Consider the following 22,250-nt stretch of genomic DNA (forward strand, 5'->3'; position numbering starts at 1 on the left):
AGCTCCCGGCCAGGACGAGCGGCGACCGGCGGGCGGCCGTCGCCGCGGCGCGACTCGGCGAGGAGCTCGCCGACGAGATCGCTCGCTCGGTGCGGACCAGGGTCGCGCTGCTCGGGCACTGCGCGGGCACCGGCCCGGTGCTCACCGCCGCCGCGGCGCTGCGGAAGCGCGGCGTCGAGGCCGAGCGGCTGTTCCTGGTGGCGAAGGTGCTCAAGTCCAGTGCCCCGGCCGACCACACGAGCGACGAGGTGCGGGGGATGTCCGAGGCGGGGATCGTCGAGTGGCTGGTGGACAACACCGGCTTCGCCGAGCTGGACGGCCTTTCCGCCCAGGGCCGGTCCGACCTGGCACGCGCGTTCCGCTACGACACCGCGGAGGCCAGCCACGCCTACGCGGCGGCCTTACGCGCGCCTCGGCCCGCGCCGTTACCGGTCACCGCGGTGTACGCCGCGGACGACAAGCTGGTGCGCGGCCACGAGCGGGCGGTGGAGAACTGGGCGCGGTTCGGCGACCTCGACGTGCGGGTCACCCCCGACGGTGGGCACTACCTGAACGCGACCAAGCCCGCGTTCCTCGCGGAATGCGTACGTGACGGCATTGGGGGTGTGACCACATGACCGTGTTCACGATCGTCGTCATGGGGGTGATCGTGTTCGCGATGCGGTTCTCGTTCTTCGCGCTGCCGCAGGACAAGCTGATGACCCCGGCCGTGCGGCGCACGCTCGGCTTCGTGCTGCCCGCCGTGCTCATGGCCATCGTGTTCCCGTCCGTGCTCCTCGACGCGGAGGGTGCGCTCCGGCCGGTCGCCAACCCGTACCTGATCGGCGCGGGGGTGGGGATCGGCGTCGGTGTGTTCAAGCAGGACAGCTTCTTTCTGATCTTCGGCGCGAGCGTGGTCGCGTTCGCGCTGGCGAAGGTGGTGCTGGCATGACCCGCGAACGGCTCGCCGAGGTCGGCCGGGGCGCCCGCGACGTCGTCCCGATCATCCTGGGCGCGGTCCCGTTCGGTGTGCTGTTCGGCGCACTCGCGGCGGAGGCGAACTTCGGTCTGGTCAACAGTCTGCTGATGTCGCTGCTGGTGTACTCCGGCACGATGCAGATGATCGGCCTGAACATGATCACGATCGGCACCAGCTGGCCCCTGGTCGCGTTCGCGTCCTTCATCGTCAACTCCCGGCACGCGTTCTACAGCGCGGCACTCACCCCGCACATGCGCAAACTGTCGCTGTGGTGGCGGCTCGTGCTGAGCTACGGCATGACGGACCAGATCTATGTGCTGGCAGAACACCGCTACGCCACCAGGGACGGTTCGACCAGCAAACACTGGTACATGCTCAGCACCTCGGCGGCCCTGTTCGCGGTGTGGCTGGCGAGCACGTGGACTGGCTTCGCCTTCGGTGACGTGCTCAAGCAGTTCGAACAACTCGGCCTCGACTTCGCCCTGATCGCCACCTACATCGCCCTGGCAGCGTCCTCACTGACCGATTTCCGCGCCATCGCCGCGGGCACCTCCTCGGGACTGCTCTCCGTCGGCCTGTTCGGCATCCCGTACCAGGGCGGCCTGTTCATCGCGATCGTCGGCGGCATCGCCACCGGCCTGGTCGCCGAGCACTTCTTCCCCCGGGACAACAGCGATGCCCATTCCGACGAGCCCGTCAGGTCGGACGACCGGTCCTGATCGAGGAGATCACCACAGGTCGCCGAGCAGACTCGCGATCGCCGCCGCGCTCTCGAGCAGAACAAGGACGAGCTGCACCACGACGAGGACGGCCCGCAACACGAGGACGAGACGCGACTGGCGACGGGGCTTGCGAGAGTGCTTGCTCAAGTGATCACCTCTCTGGGAGAACCGGTGAGCACAGGAAAGCGCGGATCGAGGCCGGACACGTCCTCCGCGCCGCGCACACAATCCCCTCCGCAGCGGAGGAACTGACTCAGCCGAGATCCGCGACACTTGCCACATGTACGACAGCATTTACGACGGCCCTCTTGACGATGTGGCGATCAACGTGCGCACGAAGAGTCGCAAGACATCCTCCGGCCTCGAACTGGCCAACAGTCCGGTGACCCGCGCATGCCTCGAAGGCGGCAGGCGATTGGCCGAGAACGAGCTGATGGGCGACGTCCGCGACCAGAAGCGCACGTTCCGTCCGCTGGCCACGCTGACGAAGAGGCGCGTCATCGACGAGGCGAAGGCGGTCTTCCGGCAGGCGCGGAGTAACGAGAACATCGCGCGTGCCCTCTACGGGACGGTGCCAGAGAAGGAGAGGCCCACGACGAAGCCGTCGGCGGGCACGCTCCGCGATCGCTGGGACATCCTCCCCTACTTCCTGGGTGACCTGGTCAGATACGTGCTTCGGGAGCGCTACTCGTTGACCGAGGGAATGCTCGACGAGACGACACGTGCCGAACTGAGTGAGACGGCGACCTTCTCCGCCGCGGTGGAGAAGGTCGCGTACGAGGACATGAAGGTCGTGTATGCCAACGAGATCTCGGCGCGTTTCCAGCACCTGATGACCGGCCTGGCCGACTTCCACGAGGAGATTCGGGAGGCGCTCGCCGGCGTGTACGAACATTCCTTCGGTTACTGGCGCGGCGTGTACGCGGAGATCCTGGAGACGCGTGGTGTGTCGCTGCGCCCGGGAATCTCCCTCGACGAGCTGACGGTGATGCTGACCGGTTTGGCACAGGGACTGAGCCTGCGCCACATCGGGGCCGCCAACGGCAAGGATGTGGTCGACAACCGAGCTCGGCGCTCGGTGCTGGGCAAGGCTGCCCAGCTCCTCATCGCCGGTGCCATCGATCCGGGCGATGGCCGGGCGGTGGCGGAGGTCGTCGACGAGCTGATGGCCGTGCGAATCCCATCTGACACGAATCCCGGGAAGCTGTCCAGGTTCCGTCCCCGGATAAGGCGCCCCAGGCGCACGCGGTGGTGAGTGGGCACGTCGTGCCCTGATCGTGGCATCGAGAAGGCGGGTGACTCCCTGAACCGGCCCTCATGCCGCGGCGGGTTCGGGCTTGCCTCGGCCCAACTCGGGTACCCCGATCAGATGATCCTGGAGGCGGGCATGGCGGAACTGGTACACCGCCCCCGCCCGGCGTAGCGCACCGCGTCGGCAGGCGTCGTCAAGGAAGGCGACCAGTCGCCAGGGCAGTCGGCCCGTCAACGGGAGCCAGATCCGCGCGATGGCCACCCACTGTCCCCAGGCGGTCAGGCAGAGCCCGTAGCCGATCCCGGCCCCGAACGCGCCTTCTATGCCGAACACGAGCCCGATCTCGATGCCGCGGACGAGGCCGTCGGTGATGCTGTTCACCAGCCCGGCCACGAAGCCGAGCACGATCGCCCATGCGAAGAAGTTGGTGATCACGTTCGTGCGGTTGGACCTCAACAGGTTGGTGGGGCTGACCACGGCGCTCACGTCGATGGGTGCTTCCAGCCATGCCATGATCCCGAACACGAGCCCGGCGGCGAGTCCGATCGTGGCCGTGAACTGGATAGTGGCCACGAGTGCGTTCTCGCCGCCGAGTCCGTCGTTGAGCCCGAGCCGCGGCACGACCAGCCGGTCGATGAGTACGAGCGCGAGCGCCACCCCGGATCCGATCAGGACTCCGGACGTGATCCTGGCGGCGTACTGCGTACCCAGCTGCTTCGGGCCGCCGAACAGCCGTATCCGGACCGGCGACGGTTTCAGTGCCTGGTTGCCGTCGGCCACCCGGTACATGAGGCCGAACAACAGTCCGGCGACGAGCCCGTGCAGCAATCCGACCACCAGTCCGCGCCGGATCGCGAAGCCGAGTCCGTGGGACGTGCCGAGCAGGATCACCGGCAGGTTGCCGACCGCCGTCACGACCGCGAACGACAATCCCGCCAGAAACCCGCTCACCGCGGTGCGCACCGCGCGTGGCACCGACTTGCCGAGCTCCCACCAGGCGAGGTCGCGGGTACCGAGCCGGTCCAGGTGTGCGGCGAGAAACGCGAGCCAGCGCTGCGCACGCTCCGGACTCCAGTTCTGGGGGCGGCTGGTGGCCGGGTCACCGGGCCGCGGCCGGTAGACCGAGGGGATGAAGCCGCCCAGCAGGTGGTCCTCGAGTCGTTGGGAGCTGCTGAACCGGTCGGTGTCCAGCAGCATCACCGGCCTGTCCTGCGGATCGTCGCGCCGGGTCCTGTCGCCCTCGCTGTAGACGGTGCGGGCGAGCGCGACCATCAGGGGCGTGTTCAGCACACTGGTGAGGTTCGCGCTGGCCGGGATATCGGGATTGCGCCGCAGTTCGGTCAACACGTGGTGCCATTCGGGCATGGTGTTCTTCGGGCTGCTGCGCAGCAGATAGTCCGCCATGCCTTCGAGCGTGAGGTCGTTCAGTTCGACGGCGGCGGCGCGGGTCAGTCCTCTGGTTCCCGCCACGGCCGCGACGTATTCCTCGGAACGGCTGGTCAGCACCAGCGGCAGGGTGGTGGCGGAGAGTTCCCACAGCGCGGCTGAGTGCAGACCGTCGGCGATCTCGTCGAATCCGTCCAGGACCGGCAGGATGAATCCCTTCCCGACCAGTGCGGCGGCCAGCGTCTCCCGGTTGGCATCGACCGTGGCCAGGCCAGGCTGGTCACGAATGAGCTGGCCGCTCAGCCAGTCCTTCAGCGAGTCGATCGCGGGATTCCACGACCCGACGCTGAAGATCTGCGGCACGGGTTCCCCGGTGGCGCGCGTTGCCAGCAGGTCCAGCACGAACCTCAGACTCAGGATCGTCTTCCCAGAGCCCGCTCTGCCGAGCACGACGAGGCGACGGGACGGAATCCGCCGGTAGACATCGGCGACCTGGTCCAGACCGCCGTCCAGATCCAGTGGCTCGGCCGTCTCCCCGGTATGGGCGAGGCAGATGTTGGACCAGTGGTCCATCACGGCCTCGTTCGCTGTCTCCCACCGCACGGGGAGCGGCACCGGGTCCTGGATCTTGCGCCGTTCCTCTTCGAACCGCCAGCGGTCTTCGACCGCCTCCGCGAGTTCGTCGGCGATCTTCGCCAGCCGGTCGGGCTTCGCCTGTACCGACGCGACCTCGTCGTCCGCGGGCGGGGCGGTCAGCGTACTCGGCCGCGCGATGCGGTCCGGACCGAGACGATGTCTGCTCTGCAGCCGGGCCGCGTCGGCGAGCAGCGGATCGCCGTTGATCAACTCGGTGATGATGCGGCTCAGGTCCATGTTGGCGTCGCGATGCCGCAACCGGCGGAACTGACGGCCCGCCAGCGCGGCGATGTCGGCAGGCAACGTTGCCACGGAGGGCAGCACGGCGTCGTCGGTAAGGACCGGGATCACCTTTGTGCCGACGGCGAAAGCGACCACCAGTTCACGACGAATCCAGTCCTCAGGGTCGTCGATCCGGCGTTGTCCGGATGGGTTGGTGGCGGTCAGCCAGTAGGGGCCGACAATTGCCAGTAGTGCCTGGCAGGACCGTACGCGGCCGAGAATTTCCTGTTCAAAATCCGCGCCCGCTTTGATGGACTCGCTGTCCAGGAACACCAGATCGTCGCCAAGATGCCAGGACAGTTCCCGGTACAGCAAAACCGCGTAGCTACGGGTGTCCTCGCCCCGATAGTTGATGAACACCCCACCGCTCACCGTGAACTCCCAGGTCGTTGCCCCCGCGTCCACGGTGACCACGTTCGCCGCGCTGTCTGCCGTTATGCGTGTTCACCAGCATGATATCGAACGCGACACCTGGCAGGCGCTGGAAAGCCAGGGGAGTTGGCGGGGCCTGAACCGTGTCTCACAGTGAGCCGGGATGATCCCGCCCGCGCCGGTGTCGGCGCCTGAGCCAGAACAGCAGCCGAGGACGGTTCCCGCGACCAGGATCGCGCCTGCCACCAGCCACGGCGCCGCGGCCTTGGTCAGGCCAGCGGTCGACACGGCGGTGAAGGCCGTGTCGTGCGTGGCGGGCGTACTCGGGTCACCGGTCACAGGGATTTCCGAACTCGGTGCGGTGGAAGAACTCCGGGCGGTCGGGGGACCGGTCGGCGGGGCTGTTCCCGGTGTTTCCGGGGTGCTCGGGCCGCCGCCCCCCGTGGTGGCGGCCGGTCCCGTTGGCCTGCCGGGCGTCGGCGCCGGATTCGCCTGCGGTGCGGTGATCTCGAACGAGGTCAGCACGGTGTTCTGTCCCGGTTCCAGCGTGCACGACGCGTCGAACGAAGTCGAGCCGCCGTCGGCGGTCCTGGGCACGAGTCGCACAGCGAACTCATTGCCGACGGTGACCGACGCGTGGCCAGGCCGGTGGAAGACGAGTCCGGGTGTTCTCCCGCTCGCCACCACTGTGATCGAGCCGGCCGACGGGACCGGGGTCCTCGGCACGGTCAGCGGTAGGCTGACCGGGGTGTTTCCTTCCGGAGCGGCCACGACGCCCGTCGCGGTCGCGCTGCCCTCGACGGTGACCGCACCGATGAAGGCCAGCCCCTGGGTCACGGCATCACCCATGGTCGCGACGGCGTCGAAGGGAACGATCGGCGTCTTCTGCCCGACTGCCACGGACTTCGGTGCGTTCCACGTGAGACGCACCGTCATGGGCTGCTCGGGAAGCAGCGGTATGGCACACCGATACCGCAATGTGGTTCCGCCAGAGCCCGCGCCCGCCGCCATTCCCCCGCCGCTGACCGCCATCACCGCGGCCAGCACGACTCCGGAAGTGATTCGCGCCAGTGGTGTCATGTGACTCGATCCCATCGACGTGCCGATCCTTCACGCTGGTCGTCCAGTACAACTCAGCTTTCGGGAGCGCGCCAATGAATCGCCCTTCTTTTGGGAGGGTTGTCCACTATTTGTCACCACACGCACCGATTCATGACAAGTCGCGTAGTAATGACTTGTCGGTATTGCTTGGTTACCATGGTTTGGCAGGCTGGGCCCGCGTTGGGGTGGCGCCCCGGCTCCTGACGTAGTGGACTGAACGCATGATCTACCGGGACGCCGACGTCGTGGTCGTCGGTGGCGGGGCGATGGGGTCCGCCGCCGCGTGGCAGCTCGCGGGCCGCGGTGTCGATGTGGTGCTGCTGGAACGGTTCGCGGCAGGCCACACCCTCGGTGCCTCGCACGGCGCGTCGCGCATCTTCCGGCTCGCATACCCCGACCTCGTCTACGTGGCGCTCGCCCGGCGTGCGCTGGACCTGTGGCACGAACTGGAGGACGGGTCCGGTACCACGCTCCTGACCACGACCGGTGGCGTGCACCACGGCAGACCCGCCGACCTCACCGCGCTTGCCGGCACCCTCGCGGCGGCCGGTGAACCCGGTACCTGGCTCGAGGCGGGTACCGCGATGGAGCGGTGGCCGGGTATGCGATTCGACGGGCGGGTGCTGTTCCACCGGCACACCGCGCGGGTGCACGCGGACGACGCGGTGGCGGCGCTGCGGTCGTCGGCGGAGGAGGCGGGCGCGGTCACCCACTTCGAGACCCCGGTGGCCGAGATCGTGCCGCGCGGGGAGAACCGCGTCGAGGTGCGGACCCGGGACCGGACCTACCGGGCCCGCGTCGCCGTGGTGACGGCGGGCGCGTGGACGGCGAAGCTGCTGGGACGGCTGGTGCCGTTGCCGCCGCTGGTCGTCACCCAGGAACAACCCGCGTACTTCGCCAGGAACGCCGACCTCGTCTGGCCCGCGTTCATCCACTTCAGGCGGACCGACGAGGTGTACGGGCTCGATACCCCCGGCGAGGGCGTGAAGGTCGGCGAGCACGGCACGGGCCCTCGGGTCGACCCGGACCGGCGCGACTACCGGCCGGATCCCGCGCGGCTACAGGAACTGCGGCGGTACGTGCACGACTGGCTCCCCGGCCTCGACCCGGACGTGTTCACGCCGATCAGCTGCACCTACACCTCGACCCCGAGGCGCGACTTCGTGCTCGACCGTGCGGGCCCGGTCGTCGTCGGCGCCGGGTTCTCCGGTCACGGCTTCAAGTTCGTGCCCGCCGTCGGCCGGGTGCTCGCGGAGCTCGCGCTCGGTGGCCGTTGCCCGGACCCGCGGTTCGCGTTGCCGGAGGCGTGATCGGCGGTTACACCCGGCACCGGCCCCGATATGGTGATCCAGAGCGATCGCATGCCGCACCTGCACGACACCGTCGAGACCAGCCTCGGACCTCGGTTGTCGCGATGGTCGCCGCACCGTAGGAAAGGGAGGCTGATGGACGCCGAGGACGCGATCTCGTTGGTGGTGGAGTGGATCCGGACCCACCGCATCGACTATCCCACCGAGGGGCTGGCCGCGGACCGTTTCGAGGCGGGGTGGAGCGTGTACGCCCCGGTGGCGGTCGACGAGAGCGATCCGATGGCGTTCCTGGACATGCCCGTGGGGCGGTCGGTGTTCCTGGTCGGCGATTCCGGGCGTATCAAGGAAGTGACCTCGTCGGTGCCCCCTCCGCAGGCGCGGAAGGAGTTCATCGAGGAGGAACGCGCCGCGGAATCGCGGCACTGGGTGGAGTTCGAACGCGGCTTCCGCGCCGCCGCGGCCCAGGACCCGGCTGTCTTCCCGGACGTCACGTTCCACACCCCGGCGCACGAGGCGCAGATCGCCGCCGAGGCCTCGCGCCTGCTCGATCCGATCGTGCGGGAACTGGCCATGCACGGCGTGCCCGGATGGGAACGGTTCGACGCGGCGTTCGCGTTCACCGTCTCCGCTGAGATCGCCCAACTGCGCTTCCGGACCCTTGACGGCCGGTCGGGCCTCGTGCCGGTGCCGAACTCGATCGCCACGCTGGTGCGCGCGCAGCGAGAGGTCGCGGCGCAGATGCCGGACGGACCGTGGTGGCGGTTGCTGCTGACCGTCACCAACAGCGGCGAGATGACGGTGAGCTACGACTACGGCGACGATCCGTTCCCCGATGACCAATTGCTGTCCGCCGAGCACTACCGCAACGACCTGGCACGCTACCCGCGCAGGCGGACGCCGGTGTGGCTGGCCGGATACGTTGCCGGGCCCGCGGCACAGGGCCGCGACCCGCATCGCGCCGCGGTGTCGGCGGCGGCCGATGCCGCCGAGGGCCGTGCCGCCACCCCGTGCCGCGACCTCCCGTCGTTGCACGACCTCTGGGTGCGCTGGGCGGTGATCTCGGCGGCGTACGCAGGCGTCGGGTCGGAGTGGGGACCACGCATCCGCCCCGGCTACGCGTGGTACGAGAACGATCACCGCAGCGGGTCCACGCTCTACTGGCTTCCCGGCGAACGCGCAGTGCTCTCCGGCGGCAGGTGGGACTCCGTTCTGCTGGCTAACGCCTACAACGGTCCCGGCCCGATGCCCGACCTCTACGGTGGAGCACCGGCCTGGGTGAACGACAGTGTCATCAACACCCGCAACAACAATGGCCTGGTGAGCTTCTGCTTCTGGTGGGCAGGCGACCGCTGGAGCCGCGGCGGCACCGACACGTCCGGCGAACTCGACGCGCCCCTTCCTCCCGTTAGGACAGTCGAGGACACCGTGGCGGCGATGACGAGCCACGTCGGCCCGGACAGGGCGGCCCAGTGCGGGGCACTCCTGAACGCGGCCACCAGCCGCAAGGTCAACCCCGACGACGTGGCCGCGCTGTTCCCCACCCAGCCGCGCGTGAACGTCGACATGGCCATCGACCAGCTCAGCCTCGCCGGACTACTCGCGACCTGACCGCGCCGTCGATCGTCACCACGCGGTGCTTCTCGCGGAGCACGTCGCCGAACCCCTGAGTGCTCTGCGGGAACTGATGAACCCGGACGCGGTCCGCGCACTTGATCAGGTACACCACGGTGACCTGACCAGCCTGCAGGTCGACTGGCCCAACTTCCTGGACGAACACCCTGCCACCACCGGCGATGCCCGACCCTGGCTCACCCGCCTCGTCACCGCACTCGGTCCAGACCTGCTCGACACCTGATGGCGGCGCGGGCTCGGTAGTCGTCGACCGCCAGCCTGCTCGGAGCCGCGCGGAATCCGCGCGGTCAGTGCGCGTTGGAGCGCGCCGACTCTGGGGCAGGTGGTCAGGCGGCGTAGTTGCGCAGCACGCGTAGTGCGGTCGCGCCGTGGTGGCCGGTCGTGGTCAGTCCGGACTCCTCGGGCGCGAGCCTTCTGGCACCGACGCGGCAGAACGCCCCCGCCGATCCGCTGATCACCGACGGGGCATCGGCTGGGCCGAACCGCCAGGTCGCGCCGTCCGGGCCGGTCAGCTCCACCCGCACCGGGCCCGGCTGCTCGCCTGCCACCGCGAACGCGTACGGCAACGACCGGACAGCGAGTCGCGCGATGTGCCGCAGCCGCACCGTGTCCCGGTAGGGAATCGACAACGGACCGGTGATGTCGAGAGTGTGTGCCCAGTGCTCGGCCAGCCGGGTCGTGGCCAGGGTCGCCGGACGCAACGGCGCGGACGCCCACGGCGACGCCTTGTCCGGGTCAGCAGCACGCAGCACCTCCACCGACCTGCGCCGAGCCTCCCGCCACCGCGGCAACACCACCTCGGGCCCGGCCCGCTCTGCGGCCACCCAGCGATCCATCGCCTCGTCCACACTGACCGGGTTCTGACCGGAGCCCGTCACCCCGGGCCGCACCGACGAACCGGTCACCGTCGCCGCGACGGCTTCCTCCGTCTGCGCCAGGTGCAACAGCACATCCACCACACGCCATCCCGCCGCGGCGGAAGGGCTTGCCCATTCCGCCGCCGACAGACCCGCGAAAATCCGGTCCACCCGGTCGTACTCGGCTACCAGGTCGTCGAATATCTCCACAGCGACAAAGATAGTCATGAAACGGTCCGGGCCGTTCTGGCGACATGAGTGGGTGGGGCTCATTCGATGAGGTGATGACTCATGGCGGTGCGCCACAATGCGGTGCTCGACACACGAGGCCCCGTGCCGTCCTCGGTCACGGTGTCCGCTTCGCTGGCCGCGGTGGTCGGCGGTGGCACCTTGTTCGGACTCTTCTATCTCGCCGTTTCCTTGTTCGATCCCACCGGGTCGGACCAGGTCACGACCATCACCACGGTGCTCGCCATCGTTCAGGTGACCACGGGCGTGCTGTTGCTGGTCGGCGCCAGGCGCTTCGCGACGGGAACGGGCCGGGGCACGCTGTTCACCGGGGGCGTGATGGAACTCCTGGTGTGCGTGGCCTACGGATGGTATGCCGTGGGCGAGGTGGCGGGAGATCCTCAGGACGGCGGGGTGTTCTTCCTCTTTCTCGGCGTTCCGTGCGGCGCCGCGGTCATGACAGTGGTCAGCCTGATCCTGGCCCTGCTCCCGTCGGCAGCTGCGTTCGCGGTAAGGCAGAGCACTCGCACACGATGAAACTCGTGCGATGCCGGTCGTCATCCTGCGAGAATGCCGGTGTGCCGGAGATCGAGGTGGTCGATAACGATACTTCACGGTCCGTGGCGGGCAAGGTGTTCCGTTGGGCGGGCTGGAGCCATCTAGCCGCGTTCGCGACCGCGGCAACCGCCATCGCCGCGCTGTGGTTCACCAACAAGTCGCTGCTCGCGACCAACCAGCAGATCGCGCTGGCCCAGGAAAGCCAGCTGGCGGAACGCTATGGACGTGCGGTGGAGCAACTGGGGTCCGACAAAGCCGATGTACGCATGGGCGGCATCTACTCATTGGAACGGCTCGGCCAGGACTCAGTGCGAGATCAACCGGTCGTGGTGCAGGTGCTGGCCTCGTTCGTCCGCAACCACGCCCCGATCAGCGCCGGATGCCCGCACGGACTGGATCATCCCCTTGCGGCCGACGTGCAAGCGGCGCTGACCGTGCTCGGCCGACGCGATCCTGGTCAGGACGGTGGCGGCAGGCTGGACTTGAGTCGGACCTGCCTGCACAACGCCGACCTTTCCGAAGCCGAACTCACCAGGGTCGATCTCTCCCTCTCCGACCTGTGGAACGCCCAGTTCACCGAGGCCAATCTGCGGAACGCGTTCATTGCCTTGACGGACGCGACCGATGCCAACTTCGACCAGGCGCGCTTGTCAGGCGCGAGCATGCCGGACACGGTGTTGCACCGCGCGACCTTCCACTCCGCCGATCTCACCGACGCCCATCTCGTGACCGCTGATCTCACTGATGCGCGGCTGAACAAGGCGAACCTCACCGGCGCCGATCTCACCGACGCCCACGTGGCCGGCGCGGATTTCACCGGCGCTATCGGCCGGTAGTCCCCGCGGGACCACAGACCGGTATTACGCGTGCGCACCGCCAAGGGTTCACCACGGAGAGTGAGGTTTCGTGATCGGCGCGGGTGCCGCGGCGTTGTTCTTCACCTCGCTCGCCACCGAAGGCGCGAGCATGTGGACGTACATGTTGTTCGTCGGCAGTGCGCTGTGGTGCGACTGCAGGGCTTCTCGTGGCGCTACGCCTCCGCGGTCGGCGGACTGATGAACGCACGAGGCTTGATGATCCTCATCTTCATCAACATCGGCCTCGCCTACGACATGGTCACACCGGAACTGTTCGAGATCCTCGTCGCCGTGGCCATCGTGACCACGGCCGCCGCCATGCCGATCTACCGCGCGTCCCTGCCCGCCACGATGGACCAGACCTCGACGGCCGCCACCGAACGGACCGAGGAGACCCCGTCCGGACGTAGGTCGCCCGAGCATGGTCTGTCCGAAGAGGACGAGGACAGCATGACGATCAGTAGTACGGACATGCCGCCCGACCGGAATGGCGATGCCGTATCCGGCGAGAAGACCCGCGACGACCGCGGCTGACACCCCGGCCTCCTTCGAGGGGCCGATGAGTAGCTCCATGAAACCGGCGAAAGTGGTGCGGTGCAATCGGAATTGCCACTATTTCCTGGTGCCGTGGTGCCGACGGTCAATGCGACGTGGGTTCGGCTGTGCGTGGCATGATCGTCCATGGGCGCTTCGAGCAGCGGATCTTCGAGACCCGCGGTACGCCGCCAAGCGATGTCCACTTAATTCTTTGCCCATATTCATGTGCTAATATGTTTATGGAGGTTGGTGCTGTATCGCGCGGGGTTGACTAAGGGGACACATGGGTACAACCGCGTCTACATTCGGCCTAATGCTGCTATTCATTGATGGCCATTGAGGATTCCATGACGCGACTTGACGCCAATGTCCACCGCGGCAGACACACCGGTGACTCTCCCAACGGGAGGTCCGCCGAGAATCAATCTTCCGAACCGTGCGACGCGCGCCCGGCCCCGCCGTCGAACGGGTGCGGCCTGCCGGTGCACGTGGTCCTGGTGTCCGACCGAGGGCCGGTGCGGTTCGCGGGCCAGATCGAGGATCCGGTGCCGGAGTTCTGCTCCGGCAGTGTCACCGCGCTGCTGCACCGGGTCGCCGGCGCGGCCGGGTATCCGGTTGCCTGGCTGGCCCCGTCGACCTCGGCCACCGATGGCCACGCCATGCGGCGCGGTCTGTTCGGGGACCTGGCCGGCCAACTCGGGTACTCGCCCCAGGTCGTCCTCATCGACAAGCAGGAATACGACCGGTACTACCTGGACACCGGGGTCGAGATCATCTGGTCGGCCTGGCACGGCATCGAGGACGACGTGCCGGTGCGCACCGCTGCCGACCGGTGGCTCGCCCCGCTCGCCTCGTACAAGCACGTCAACCAGCGGATGGCGGAGCGGGTCGCGCAGCAGGCGGCCCCGGCCGCGGTGGTGGCGGTCCAGGACTACCAGTTGATGCTCGCCCCGGCGATGATCCGGGCGCTGCGGCCGGACGTGCGGCTCGTGCACTTCAGTCACACGCCGTTTCCCGACGCCGGGTCGCTGGCCGGAGTCCCGGCGCCGCTTCTCCGTAGCCTGGTGCACGGGATGCTGGGTGCGGACCTGCTTGGGTTCCAGCGAGCCCAATGGGCGGACCGGTTTCTGCGCTGCTGCCGGCGACTGGGGCTCGATGTGGATCAGGAGCGCGGCTGGGTGCGCCACGACGGCAGGCGGATCTGGGTCCGGTGCTATCCGGTGTCGGTGGACATCCCGTCGCTGACCGACCGGGCGAGGACGCCAGAGGTCGGCCGGTGGGCCGCGCGGACCACGGCAGACGACCGGGCGATGCGGATCGTGCGGGTGGACCGGCTCGATCCGGCGAAGAACGCCCTGCGTGGTTTCGAGGCGTACTCGTCGCTGTTGCGGCGCCACCCCGCCCTGGCGCGCGAGGCGCGCTTCGTGGCCTGTCTGGTCCCGTCGCGGGAGCGGTTGCCGTCGTATCAGCGGTATGCGGCACGCGTGCGGCGGATGGTCGACGACATCAACGACCGGTACCCCGGCGCCGTCATGGTCCACCACGGCGAGAACCAGGACCGGGCGCTCGGCGTGCTGCGGGGCTACGACGTCCTGCTGGTCAACTCGGTGACCGACGGGATGAACCTGGTCGCCCAGGAAGGTCCGGTGATCAACACGAAGGACGGTGCGGTGGTGCTGTCCGCCGGCGCGGGCGCCGCTGACCTGCTCACCGGCGCGGTCCTGCTGGAGCAGCCACGGGACGTGGCAGCCACGACGGACGCGCTGGCGGCGGCGCTGGCGCTGTCCCCGGCCGAACGGCGAAACCGGGCAGGGCGGATGCGCGCCGCGATCGTCGGGATGGACGCCGCCAACTGGCTCGACCGACAGCTCTCTGACGTGCTGGCGGCCGCCGCCGGCTCGGCGCCCACCACCCAGGCACCGAAGTGCGCACCACGGTCCGCATTGCCGATCCTGGACGCTGGGCTGGCATGAGCGGCCTGCGAGGTGGTGGCGTGAGCCGTTTCGACGCCGTGCTGTTCGACTTCGACCACACCCTGTTCCAGTTCGATGACTCGATCGCGTGGCTCGAGGTCGCATTGCGCCGGCTCGGCCGGGACACCGAGCCGGCCGACGTGCGGGCGCTGTACGACCGGATCGAGGCCGCCCGCGACGGGCCCGAGGTGATCGAGGCCCAGCGTGGCTGCCAGCGCTCGCCGGGGGCGCACCGGGCCGCCCTTGATTCGTGGTTTCGCGGCGCGGGTGCCGACGGCCCGGTCGCCGACGCGCTCTATGGCCGGCTCACCGACCCCGTGGGCTGGACGCCCTACAGCGACGTGGCCGCGACGATGGCCTCGCTGTCCGCCGCCGGGATTCCGATCGCGATCGTCAGCAACGTCGGCTGGGACATCCGGCCAACGTTGCGTCATCACGGGCTGAGCGGCCTGGTCGACGGGTTCGCGCTGTCGTGCGAGCACGGCGCCGAGAAGCCGGAACAGACCCTGTTCCTCGCCGCCTGCGCGGAACTCGGGGTGCGGCCGGGGGACGCCCTCATGGTCGGTGACGATCCGGTGCGCGACGGCGCCGCGGTCCGGTCCGGCCTGCACGTGTACCTGTTGCCCGACCGGCCGATGGGCGGTCAGCGCGGGCTGGCACCGGTGTGCGACCTGGTCGGCGCCGGCTGAGTCCCCAGGTCGTCACCGTGGTGCGGCGTGTGCCGCGGCCATGTGTGCGCGCAGCCGCGCGCGGAGCAGCACGGTGAGCACGTGGTTGTAGATGACGTGCCAGTCCTCGATCTGCTCCATCATCGACGACGGGGCCTGGACCGCGATCTCGCACCGGGAGACCAGTTCGGTGGCGCTCGCCATCCGGCCGGTCAGACCCAGCCGCCGGGCTCGCACGGTCCTGGCGTATTCCAGCGCCCGCAGCACGTTCGGCGAGCCACCGCTGCCGCTCAGGCCGAGTACCGCGTCTCCTGGCCGCAGCAGGCCGCGAAGCTGCTCGACGAAGACGTACTCGTAGCCGATGTCGTTGCCGAGCGCGGTGAGCAGCGCGGTGTTGTCGGCGAGGCTGACCACCCGGATCCGTGGCGCGGTGGCCTGCTGCGGCGGCATACCGAGGCCGACGGCGGTGCCCTTGGACAGGTCGGTAGCCATGTGTGCGCTCAGGGCGGCGCAGGCCCCGTTTCCGAAGACGTAGACGGTGTCGCGTGACAGGTACGTCGCCCAGATCGCGTCCGCCATTTGTTCCAGCTCGATCATTGGCGCTGCGAAGGCTGCCGTGGCGAAGTGATCGAGATATGCGGCTATGAGATCGCCCTGATTCACCGCTCCAGTCTCGCAGCCCATGCGGCGATTCTTCACCTGTGTGCCGCATGATGGCACGCGAACTTTACCGGGTCGGGACAATCTGACAACCTCAGGTCGCCGGCCGGGTCCGCATGTGCGCCGGTAGCAGGAGCCGTCATGTCGTGGCTGGGTCGATCCGGTAGCTTGCGGCGCTCATGATTCGGGTCGGCCGGAATACTGCCTGGCACGGAGGATCCATGACCATACAACAATTGAGTCACGCGCGTCTCTGGGAGGAAATCTTCACCAAGGTCGCGAGCGTGCGGGGACCGGTACTCACGTTCGGCGTGCAGTACATCGAGTTGCCGCGGTATGTCGTCGGCCGATCGGCCTCGGCGATCGCACGACGCATGATCACCACCGGCGACGCGCACCGGCTTCCGGTCGACTACACCGAATGCGGCGATCTCACCGAACTGCTCCTCGGTCGCGGCGCGGACGAGGCCGTTTGCCTGGACCTGTTCGATACCAAGGCGAAGCTCCGGCATGACATGAACAAGCCGATTCCGGAAGCCGAACACGGCCGGTATCGGACCCTGATCGATATCGGGTCGCTGGAACACATCTTCGACACACGTCAATGCGTGGAGAACTGCATTCGCCTGCTCGCGGTGGGCGGCTGGTACCTGCTGCACGTCCCGGTGAACGGGTACTTCGGCCACGGCATCCATGTGTTCAATCCGCTCGCGTTGCTGAGCGCGTTGCGACTCAACGGCTGCGAGGTGCGCTACACGGCCTACACGACGATCGGCGGGCGGCGGATCAGGCGACCGGGCGGCAACCGGGACCAGCTCATGTGGCTGGCCGCCGAGAAGGTGGCGGAGTTGGACACGTTCACGCCACCTCAGCAGGACGGCTGGGACGGCCTGTACGAAGCGGGCGACTACCCGCACCGTCGCAAGATCGAGAAGTACGGGGCCGGCGTCACCTGACCCGCGAGTCCACGGTTCAGGACCCGCGTGTCTTCGGTTCGGGACCCCTGAGTTGGCGTTTCGTGCCTGACGGCGTAAGCCACGAAACGCTCAGCTCCTGCCGGACGACTGGTGTCCCCGTTCCGGGACGGTGTGCACGACACCGGCGGCCACGGTGCCACGAAAGGGTGACCTGGCCGGCCGGTGGCGGCCGTAGCACAGTGCGAGCGCGATCCCCAGTCCTGACAGGACGGTCATGAGCAGGGCGGTGCGCACGACACCGTTCGCCACCGCTTCGTCGCGCGGCACGCCGGAGGCGTTCGCCGCGGTGCCGTACAGCGTGGCCGTCGCGGCAACGAAGATCGCGGCCCCGATGTACCGCGCCATGTTGGAGATTCCGCTCGCGGCGCCCACCTCGTCGTCGGGCACCGACGCCGTCGCCGCGGCCGACGCGCAGCCGTTGGAGAAGCCCATGCCCACCGCGACCGCGACCAGCGGCAGCACGAACAGCCCGTAGTGCCACGACTCGGACAGGAACAACAGCGCGGCGAACCCCGCCGTGGTGATCACGAACCCGATGGCCACCACCATTCGTGAGCCGATCCGGGTCGCCAGCGGGCTGACGAACGGGGTCGCGAGCACAAGGCCCACGCACGCGGGCAGGGTCGCGAGGCCGGCCTGCAGCGGGCTCATTCCCAGGCCGGCCGGGTCCTGGAAGTACAGGCTCATCACGAACATGAGCCCGTTGATTGCGCCCGCGACGATCAGGATCACCAGCGTCGACCCGACGAGCACGGCGTTGCGCAGCAACCGCAGGTCGACAAGGGGCACCCGCACCCGTTGCTCCACGAGCACGAAACCCACGCAGGCCAGTGCGGAGACGACGAGACACCCGATGGTGGCCACCGAGCCCCAGCCCCAGTCCGCGCCCTTGCTGAGCGCCAGGACGAACGGCACCAGCACGCCAGCGACCAGCAGGGTGCCCGCGATGTCGATGGTGCGTGGGCGATTCGGGTCGCGGGACTCGCTGACCGTGCGCAGGGTCAGCGGGACGCAGGCCGCCGCGATGCCAGCGTCGATCCAGAACAGCCCTTGCCATCCGGTCGTGTCGACGAGCGCGCCGCCGATCAGGGGACCGGCGGCGGCGCCGACGGCCGACGCGGCACCCCAGAGCGACACGGCACGCAGCTGTGCCTGGCCATGCGCGGCGACCGAAAGCAGGCTCAGCCCGCACGCCAGCAGGCTGGACCCTGCCGCGCCCTGGATGGCGCGCCCGGCGATGACACCGGCGCCGCTGTTCGCCAGCGCGATCAGCACGCAGGAGGCGACGAACAGCAGCAGGGCGCCGACGAACACCCGCCTGCGGCCGACGATGTCCCCCAGCACGCCGCTGGTGACGATCACGGCCGCGCCGACGAGGGAGTAGCCCGTTACGGCCCATTGCAGGGTCGACGTGCCGACGCCGACGTCCTCGCTGATCGCGGGCAGCAGGATGCTGACGGCAGAGGTGTTCGCGTTGACCACGAGCGTGGCGATGCAGGTCGCCGCCAGGACACCCGCGCCGACCCGTTTCGGCGCCCTGGTGTCCGGCACGTCGCCGGCCTGGTTCGTGCTCATCATGTCGAGTGTGGACGGTCGGCGGGGTGGCGACATCACCCGTTTCGGGTGACTGTGGACGGTGCCAACCGAAGATCGCCTGGCCGGCGAGTGCCTCCGCCCGAGGTGAGGTTGCGACGTCGGGCATCCCGTACGACCATCCTTGCAGGCTCTCTCGGCAACCCGCGTGCGCCTGCGAGTGCCCAAGGACTGGGAGGTCCTGCCATGAGCGATGTTTCCGCGAACGAGCAAGCCGGTCGATCCTCACCCGCCATGGTCGTGGGACCGCCGCACCAGTGGATCACCTGGCTGGCGCTGGCCTTCCTCACCACTGGCTCGGTGGCCAGCCTGCGCTCGGCCCCGACGATGGCGGTGTACGGCCTCGCGGCCGTGTTCCTCTACGTCGTGCCGGCCATCCTGTTCCTGCTGCCTCAGGCGCTCGTCGCCGCCGAGCTGGCGTCGGGCTGGCCCGGTGGCGTGTACCGGTGGGTCACGGAAGGACTTTCCGGGCGGATGGGCCTGCTCGCGGTCTGGTGCCAGTTCGCGATGACGATCTTCTACTACCCGACCCTGCTGGCGTACGTGGCGAGCACCCTCGCCTACGTCATCAACCCGGACCTCGCGTCGAACGGGGTCTGGACCGGCGCGATCATCGTGATCGTCTTCTGGGCCGGGGTCTTCGTCTCCGCCAAGGGGATGAAGGAGATCGCCAAACTCGCCTCCAGCGGGCTGGTGATCGGCACGCTCATCCCCGGCGCCCTCCTCGTCATCATGGGCATCGTCTATCTGGCACAGGGGAACCCGTCCGCCGCGCCGATGGACGCCGGTCACCTGCTGCCTGCCTGGACGGGCATCGCGAGCCTCGTCCTCATCGTCAACAACTTCCTTGCCTACTCCGGCATGGAGATGAACGCGGTGCACGTGAGCAACCTGAAGGATCCCGGCAAGGAGTATCCGCGTTCGATGTTCCTGGCCCTCGGTCTCGTGCTGCTGATCTTCATCCTGCCCGCTCTGGCGGTCAGCTGGGTCGTGCCTGCCGACGGGGTGAGCCTCACGGCGGGGATCATGCAGGCGTTCAGCCAGTTCTTCGGCCACTTCGGACTGTCGTTCCTGGTGCCGGTCGTCGCGATCGCACTCGTCTGCGCCGCGACCGGTGGCATGCTCGGGTGGCTTGCCGGCCCGTCCAAGGGCCTGCTGCTGATCGGCAAACAGCAGGGCTATCTGCCGCCCTTCTACCAGAAGGTCAACAAACAGGGCATTCAGGTGAACATCCTCGTGACGCAGGGCGCGGTCACGACGGCGATCGCGTTGCTCTACGCGTTCATCCCGAACGTGTCGAGCGCCTACTGGATCCTGTCGGTGATGACGACCCAGGTCTACCTCGTCGTGTACCTGCTGATGTTCGTCGCCGCGGTCCGGCTGCGGCGCAACAAGCCGGACCACCCGCGCGGCTACCGCGCCCCCATGCTGAACCTGCTCTGCGTCGTGGGTTTCCTGGCGTCGCTGGCGGCGTTCGCGATCGGCTTCGTGCCACCGTCGCAGTTCGGCAGCGGCAGCGCGGGCATGTACGCGTTGGTGATCACGGGAGGAATCGTGATCATCGGGCTCCTGCCGCCGCTGCTGCTCTACGCACTGCGTAAGCCGGCGTGGCGGACACAACCCGAGGACGCCGAGGTGGACTCATGACCGAGGCACGGGGCTGGGCGCAGGCGCACCGCTGGGTGATCATCGTCGTGCTCGTGGGGCTCCTGGTCGTGGGCCTGGCCAGCTTCCGGTACGCCAAGCGCGACAAGGAGGCGAACGAGAAGGCCGACCAGCTCGTCACCAAGCTCGAGGACGCGGGCCTGCCGGTGCCCGCGAGCCGCGAGACGATCACGAACGTCCTCGGCGCCGACGGCGGCGCGATCTGCGCCGACCCCGGCTCCGCGCTGCGCAAGGCGATCGCGGACTCGCAGCTGGTGAACGGTGCGGCCTCGGTCGGCCAGCGCCCGATCATCGGCGAGGTCGACCTCGTGAGCGGCGCCGTGCTCGTGCTGGAGGTCTACTGTCCCGACAAGGTGGCCGCGTTCCGCGACTCGGTCGAGGGCTACGAGTTCGACGACGTCGGGAACAACTGAGAGGGGAAGCACATGGCGGTCGACCCGTTGCGCCAGGTGGTCAGCTCGCTCATGCCGCGCGCACGCGCGGATCTCGCCGAGTTGGTCACGTTCCGCTCGGTCGCGAACCCGGACATCGAGCCGCCTGCCGAGTGCGCGAAGGTGGCGAACTGGTTGATCGACAAGTTCACCGAGGTCGGCCTCGAGCGGGTCGTCGCGTCGCCAACCCCGGATGGCAGCAAGTGTGTGCACGGCGTCGCGCCTGGCCCGCCCGGCTCGCCGACTGTGCTGCTGTACTGCCACTACGACGTCCAGCCGACGCTCGGCGAACACCTGTGGCACACGCCGCCGTGGGAACTGACCGAACGGGATGGCCGCTGGTATGGCCGGGGCACGGCGGACTGCAAGGGCAATATCGTCGCGCACCTCACCGCGCTGCGGGCACTACGCGAACACGCCGGCGGGTTTCCGTGCACCATCAAGCTCATCGCGGAAGGCTCGGAGGAACAGGGGACCGGCGGGCTCGAGGCCTTCGTGCCGCCCAACGCCGAACTGCTCGCGGCGGACGCGATCCTCGTGGCGGACACCGGGAACTTCACCGTGGGCGTCCCGACGCTCACGACGACTCTGCGCGGTATGACGAGCGTCGACGTGCGGCTCTCGGCGCTGTCGAGCGAGATGCACTCCGGAATGTTCGGCGGGCCGGCGCCGGACCCGGTGGCCGGCCTGATCCAGGTGCTCGCCTCGCTGCACGACGAGCGCGGCAACACGACGGTCGACGGTGTCGGCGCGAGCGAGCAGTGGCACGGCGTCGACTATCCGGTCGACCAGTTCCGCAAGGACGCCAACGTCCTCGACGGTGTCGAGCTGATCGGTGACGGTTCGGTCATGGACATGTTGTGGACGCGGCCGTCGGCGACCGTGCTGGGGATGGACATCCCGTCCGTGCTCGACTCGTCGGCGGTCGTGCAGGCATCCGCGGCCGCGCGGGTGGGTCTGCGCCTGCCACCGGGCACGAGCGGGCAGCAGGCGCAGGACGCGCTCGTCGAGCATCTGCGCTCGCGGGTGCCGTGGGGCCTGCGGTGCGAGATCACCCGCGTCGCCGTGGGCGACCCGTTCGTCGGGTCTCTCGACGGACCGGCCTTCGACGCGATGCGGTCCGCGATGGAGGACGCGTTCCGGCACCCGATGGCGACCGAGGGCCAGGGCGGGTCGATCCCGCTCTGCACGGTGCTCGCGGACACGTTCCCGGACGCGGAGATCATGCTCCTTGGCGTGGAGGAACCCCGGTGCCTCATCCACGCGCCCAACGAGAGCGTCGACCCGAGCGAGATCGAACACGTGGCCCTCACCGAGGCGCTGTTCCTCACCCGCTACGCGTCGAACGGGACGTCGTGAGCACGGTCGAACAGCTTGAGCGGGAGGTATGGCCCGAGCCTGCCCCAGACGCGTCCTACCTCGGCGGTGTCGAGGAAGGTGACGCCCAGTTCCAGTGCCCGGTGGATCGTGCGGATGGACTCGTCGTCGTCCGTACCGGCGCCGGTGTAGCCGAAGGACATGCCCATCGCGCCAAGACCGATGCGGGAGACGTCGAGGTCACCCAGCTTGACGTGCTTCACGGTGTTTCCTCCTGT

The 22,250-nt window shown here is 68.7% G+C and carries 23 protein-coding genes; 16 read left to right on the top strand and 7 right to left on the bottom strand.

Features of this window, described 5'->3' with window-relative positions:
- The 3 genes from WBA97_RS05910 to WBA97_RS05920 all read left to right on the top strand — a co-directional run.
- Positions 1-617 (top strand): hypothetical protein (locus tag WBA97_RS05910; protein WP_424229667.1); only part of this gene is annotated, 617 nt, incomplete at its 5' end.
- Positions 614-931, top strand: coding sequence for an AzlD domain-containing protein (locus tag WBA97_RS05915; protein WP_424229668.1), 318 nt, complete (start codon positions 614-616; stop codon positions 929-931). The genes WBA97_RS05910 and WBA97_RS05915, both read left to right, overlap by 4 nt.
- Positions 928-1,677: an AzlC family ABC transporter permease gene (locus tag WBA97_RS05920; RefSeq protein ID WP_424229669.1), complete on the top strand. Its 750-nt coding sequence runs from the start codon at positions 928-930 to the stop codon at positions 1,675-1,677. Before WBA97_RS05915 ends, WBA97_RS05920 begins: the two co-directional genes overlap by 4 nt.
- A 9-nt stretch (positions 1,678-1,686) precedes the next feature.
- Here the strand turns inward: WBA97_RS05920 and WBA97_RS05925 are convergent, their stop codons facing one another.
- Entirely contained in the window at positions 1,687-1,827 is a 141-nt protein-coding gene (locus WBA97_RS05925; RefSeq protein ID WP_424229670.1) for a hypothetical protein, read from the bottom strand.
- Between the two features lie 133 nt (positions 1,828-1,960).
- On the opposite strand from WBA97_RS05925, the gene WBA97_RS05930 reads away from it, so the two are divergent.
- The gene (locus WBA97_RS05930) at positions 1,961-2,935 is read left to right on the top strand and encodes a hypothetical protein (RefSeq protein ID WP_424229671.1); all 975 of its coding nucleotides are present in this window, start codon (positions 1,961-1,963) and stop codon (positions 2,933-2,935) included.
- 60 nt (positions 2,936-2,995) lie between these two features.
- Here WBA97_RS05930 and WBA97_RS05935 read toward each other — a convergent pair whose 3' ends face one another.
- A complete protein-coding gene (locus tag WBA97_RS05935) occupies positions 2,996-5,641 on the bottom strand; it encodes a TIR domain-containing protein (protein WP_424229672.1) in 2,646 nt (881 codons plus the stop codon).
- A 39-nt stretch (positions 5,642-5,680) separates the two neighbouring features.
- Positions 5,681-6,703, bottom strand: a complete 1,023-nt coding sequence (locus tag WBA97_RS05940) for a DUF6801 domain-containing protein (protein ID WP_424229673.1) — start codon at positions 6,701-6,703, stop codon at positions 5,681-5,683.
- Positions 6,704-6,930: 227 nt separating this feature from the next.
- Between WBA97_RS05940 and WBA97_RS05945 the strand changes: the two genes are divergently transcribed.
- From WBA97_RS05945 to WBA97_RS05955, 3 genes are all read left to right on the top strand, one after another.
- Positions 6,931-8,019 (top strand): FAD-dependent oxidoreductase, encoded by a 1,089-nt coding sequence (locus WBA97_RS05945; RefSeq protein WP_424229674.1) that lies wholly within the window; start codon positions 6,931-6,933, stop codon positions 8,017-8,019.
- Between the two features lie 135 nt (positions 8,020-8,154).
- Positions 8,155-9,627, top strand: a complete 1,473-nt coding sequence (locus WBA97_RS05950) for a hypothetical protein (protein ID WP_424229675.1) — start codon at positions 8,155-8,157, stop codon at positions 9,625-9,627.
- Positions 9,628-9,652: 25 nt separating this feature from the next.
- A complete protein-coding gene (locus WBA97_RS05955) occupies positions 9,653-9,874 on the top strand; it encodes a hypothetical protein (protein WP_424229676.1) in 222 nt (73 codons plus the stop codon).
- A 103-nt stretch (positions 9,875-9,977) separates the two neighbouring features.
- Here WBA97_RS05955 and WBA97_RS05960 read toward each other — a convergent pair whose 3' ends face one another.
- Complete coding sequence (locus WBA97_RS05960) at positions 9,978-10,718, bottom strand: maleylpyruvate isomerase family mycothiol-dependent enzyme (RefSeq protein ID WP_424229677.1); 741 nt, start codon at positions 10,716-10,718, stop codon at positions 9,978-9,980.
- Positions 10,719-10,799: 81 nt separating this feature from the next.
- Here WBA97_RS05960 and WBA97_RS05965 point away from each other — a divergent pair, with 81 nt between their 5' ends.
- The 5 genes from WBA97_RS05965 (at position 10,800) to WBA97_RS05985 (ending at position 15,350) form a co-directional block, all read left to right on the top strand.
- Positions 10,800-11,273 carry a hypothetical protein gene (locus tag WBA97_RS05965; RefSeq protein WP_424229678.1) on the top strand — a complete coding sequence of 158 codons (474 nt, stop codon included), beginning with the start codon at positions 10,800-10,802 and terminating at the stop codon, positions 11,271-11,273.
- 41 nt (positions 11,274-11,314) lie between these two features.
- Positions 11,315-12,130, top strand: a complete 816-nt coding sequence (locus tag WBA97_RS05970) for a pentapeptide repeat-containing protein (RefSeq protein WP_424229679.1) — start codon at positions 11,315-11,317, stop codon at positions 12,128-12,130.
- Positions 12,131-12,295: 165 nt separating this feature from the next.
- Positions 12,296-12,685: a hypothetical protein gene (locus WBA97_RS05975; RefSeq protein WP_424229680.1), complete on the top strand. Its 390-nt coding sequence runs from the start codon at positions 12,296-12,298 to the stop codon at positions 12,683-12,685.
- Positions 12,686-13,170: 485 nt separating this feature from the next.
- The gene (locus tag WBA97_RS05980; RefSeq protein ID WP_424229681.1) at positions 13,171-14,661 is read left to right on the top strand and encodes a trehalose-6-phosphate synthase; all 1,491 of its coding nucleotides are present in this window, start codon (positions 13,171-13,173) and stop codon (positions 14,659-14,661) included.
- Positions 14,662-14,681: 20 nt separating this feature from the next.
- Complete coding sequence (locus tag WBA97_RS05985; RefSeq protein ID WP_424229682.1) at positions 14,682-15,350, top strand: HAD family hydrolase; 669 nt, start codon at positions 14,682-14,684, stop codon at positions 15,348-15,350.
- 12 nt (positions 15,351-15,362) lie between these two features.
- On the opposite strand, the gene WBA97_RS05990 is transcribed toward WBA97_RS05985, so the two are convergent.
- Positions 15,363-16,013 (bottom strand): D-sedoheptulose-7-phosphate isomerase, encoded by a 651-nt coding sequence (locus WBA97_RS05990; protein ID WP_424229683.1) that lies wholly within the window; start codon positions 16,011-16,013, stop codon positions 15,363-15,365.
- A 155-nt stretch (positions 16,014-16,168) separates the two neighbouring features.
- On the opposite strand from WBA97_RS05990, the gene WBA97_RS05995 reads away from it, so the two are divergent.
- The gene (locus WBA97_RS05995) at positions 16,169-16,945 is read left to right on the top strand and encodes a hypothetical protein (protein ID WP_424229684.1); all 777 of its coding nucleotides are present in this window, start codon (positions 16,169-16,171) and stop codon (positions 16,943-16,945) included.
- A gap of 90 nt (positions 16,946-17,035) precedes the next feature.
- On the opposite strand, the gene WBA97_RS06000 is transcribed toward WBA97_RS05995, so the two are convergent.
- A complete protein-coding gene (locus tag WBA97_RS06000; RefSeq protein WP_424229685.1) occupies positions 17,036-18,541 on the bottom strand; it encodes an MFS transporter in 1,506 nt (501 codons plus the stop codon).
- A gap of 204 nt (positions 18,542-18,745) precedes the next feature.
- Here WBA97_RS06000 and WBA97_RS06005 point away from each other — a divergent pair, with 204 nt between their 5' ends.
- The 3 genes from WBA97_RS06005 to WBA97_RS06015 are packed head-to-tail and all read left to right on the top strand — an operon-like array spanning position 18,746 to position 22,014.
- Entirely contained in the window at positions 18,746-20,206 is a 1,461-nt protein-coding gene (locus WBA97_RS06005) for an APC family permease (protein WP_424229686.1), read from the top strand.
- Positions 20,203-20,637 (top strand): hypothetical protein, encoded by a 435-nt coding sequence (locus tag WBA97_RS06010; RefSeq protein ID WP_424229687.1) that lies wholly within the window; start codon positions 20,203-20,205, stop codon positions 20,635-20,637. The genes WBA97_RS06005 and WBA97_RS06010 overlap by 4 nt, the downstream gene beginning before the upstream one ends.
- 12 nt (positions 20,638-20,649) lie before the next feature.
- On the top strand, positions 20,650-22,014 hold the full coding sequence (locus tag WBA97_RS06015; protein WP_424229688.1) for a dipeptidase: 1,365 nt from the start codon (positions 20,650-20,652) through the stop codon (positions 22,012-22,014).
- On the opposite strand, the gene WBA97_RS06020 is transcribed toward WBA97_RS06015, so the two are convergent.
- Complete coding sequence (locus WBA97_RS06020; RefSeq protein WP_424229689.1) at positions 21,990-22,235, bottom strand: aldo/keto reductase; 246 nt, start codon at positions 22,233-22,235, stop codon at positions 21,990-21,992. The genes WBA97_RS06015 and WBA97_RS06020 overlap by 25 nt on opposite strands.
- Between the last annotated feature and the right edge of the window lie 15 nt (positions 22,236-22,250).

Origin of the sequence: Actinophytocola sp., from assembly GCF_049647105.1 — a bacterium.
Lineage (GTDB): Bacteria > Actinomycetota > Actinomycetes > Mycobacteriales > Pseudonocardiaceae > Actinophytocola.

What these genes read in the sequence shown, in the direction of transcription:
- WBA97_RS05915 (WP_424229668.1), top strand. Translation starts at nt 614, where the DNA reads ATGACCGTGTTCACGATCGTCGTCATGGGGGTGATCGTGTTCGCGATG.
- WBA97_RS06010 (WP_424229687.1), top strand. Translation starts at nt 20,203, where the DNA reads ATGACCGAGGCACGGGGCTGGGCGCAGGCGCACCGCTGGGTGATCATC.
- WBA97_RS05945 (WP_424229674.1), top strand. Translation starts at nt 6,931, where the DNA reads ATGATCTACCGGGACGCCGACGTCGTGGTCGTCGGTGGCGGGGCGATG.
- WBA97_RS05965 (WP_424229678.1), top strand. Translation starts at nt 10,800, where the DNA reads ATGGCGGTGCGCCACAATGCGGTGCTCGACACACGAGGCCCCGTGCCG.
- WBA97_RS06015 (WP_424229688.1), top strand. Translation starts at nt 20,650, where the DNA reads ATGGCGGTCGACCCGTTGCGCCAGGTGGTCAGCTCGCTCATGCCGCGC.
- WBA97_RS05920 (WP_424229669.1), top strand. Translation starts at nt 928, where the DNA reads ATGACCCGCGAACGGCTCGCCGAGGTCGGCCGGGGCGCCCGCGACGTC.
- WBA97_RS05950 (WP_424229675.1), top strand. Translation starts at nt 8,155, where the DNA reads ATGGACGCCGAGGACGCGATCTCGTTGGTGGTGGAGTGGATCCGGACC.
- WBA97_RS05930 (WP_424229671.1), top strand. Translation starts at nt 1,961, where the DNA reads ATGTACGACAGCATTTACGACGGCCCTCTTGACGATGTGGCGATCAAC.
- WBA97_RS05995 (WP_424229684.1), top strand. Translation starts at nt 16,169, where the DNA reads ATGATTCGGGTCGGCCGGAATACTGCCTGGCACGGAGGATCCATGACC.
- WBA97_RS06005 (WP_424229686.1), top strand. Translation starts at nt 18,746, where the DNA reads ATGAGCGATGTTTCCGCGAACGAGCAAGCCGGTCGATCCTCACCCGCC.
- WBA97_RS06000 (WP_424229685.1), bottom strand. Translation starts at nt 18,541, where the DNA reads ATGAGCACGAACCAGGCCGGCGACGTGCCGGACACCAGGGCGCCGAAA.
- WBA97_RS05940 (WP_424229673.1), bottom strand. Translation starts at nt 6,703, where the DNA reads ATGGGATCGAGTCACATGACACCACTGGCGCGAATCACTTCCGGAGTC.
- WBA97_RS05990 (WP_424229683.1), bottom strand. Translation starts at nt 16,013, where the DNA reads ATGGGCTGCGAGACTGGAGCGGTGAATCAGGGCGATCTCATAGCCGCA.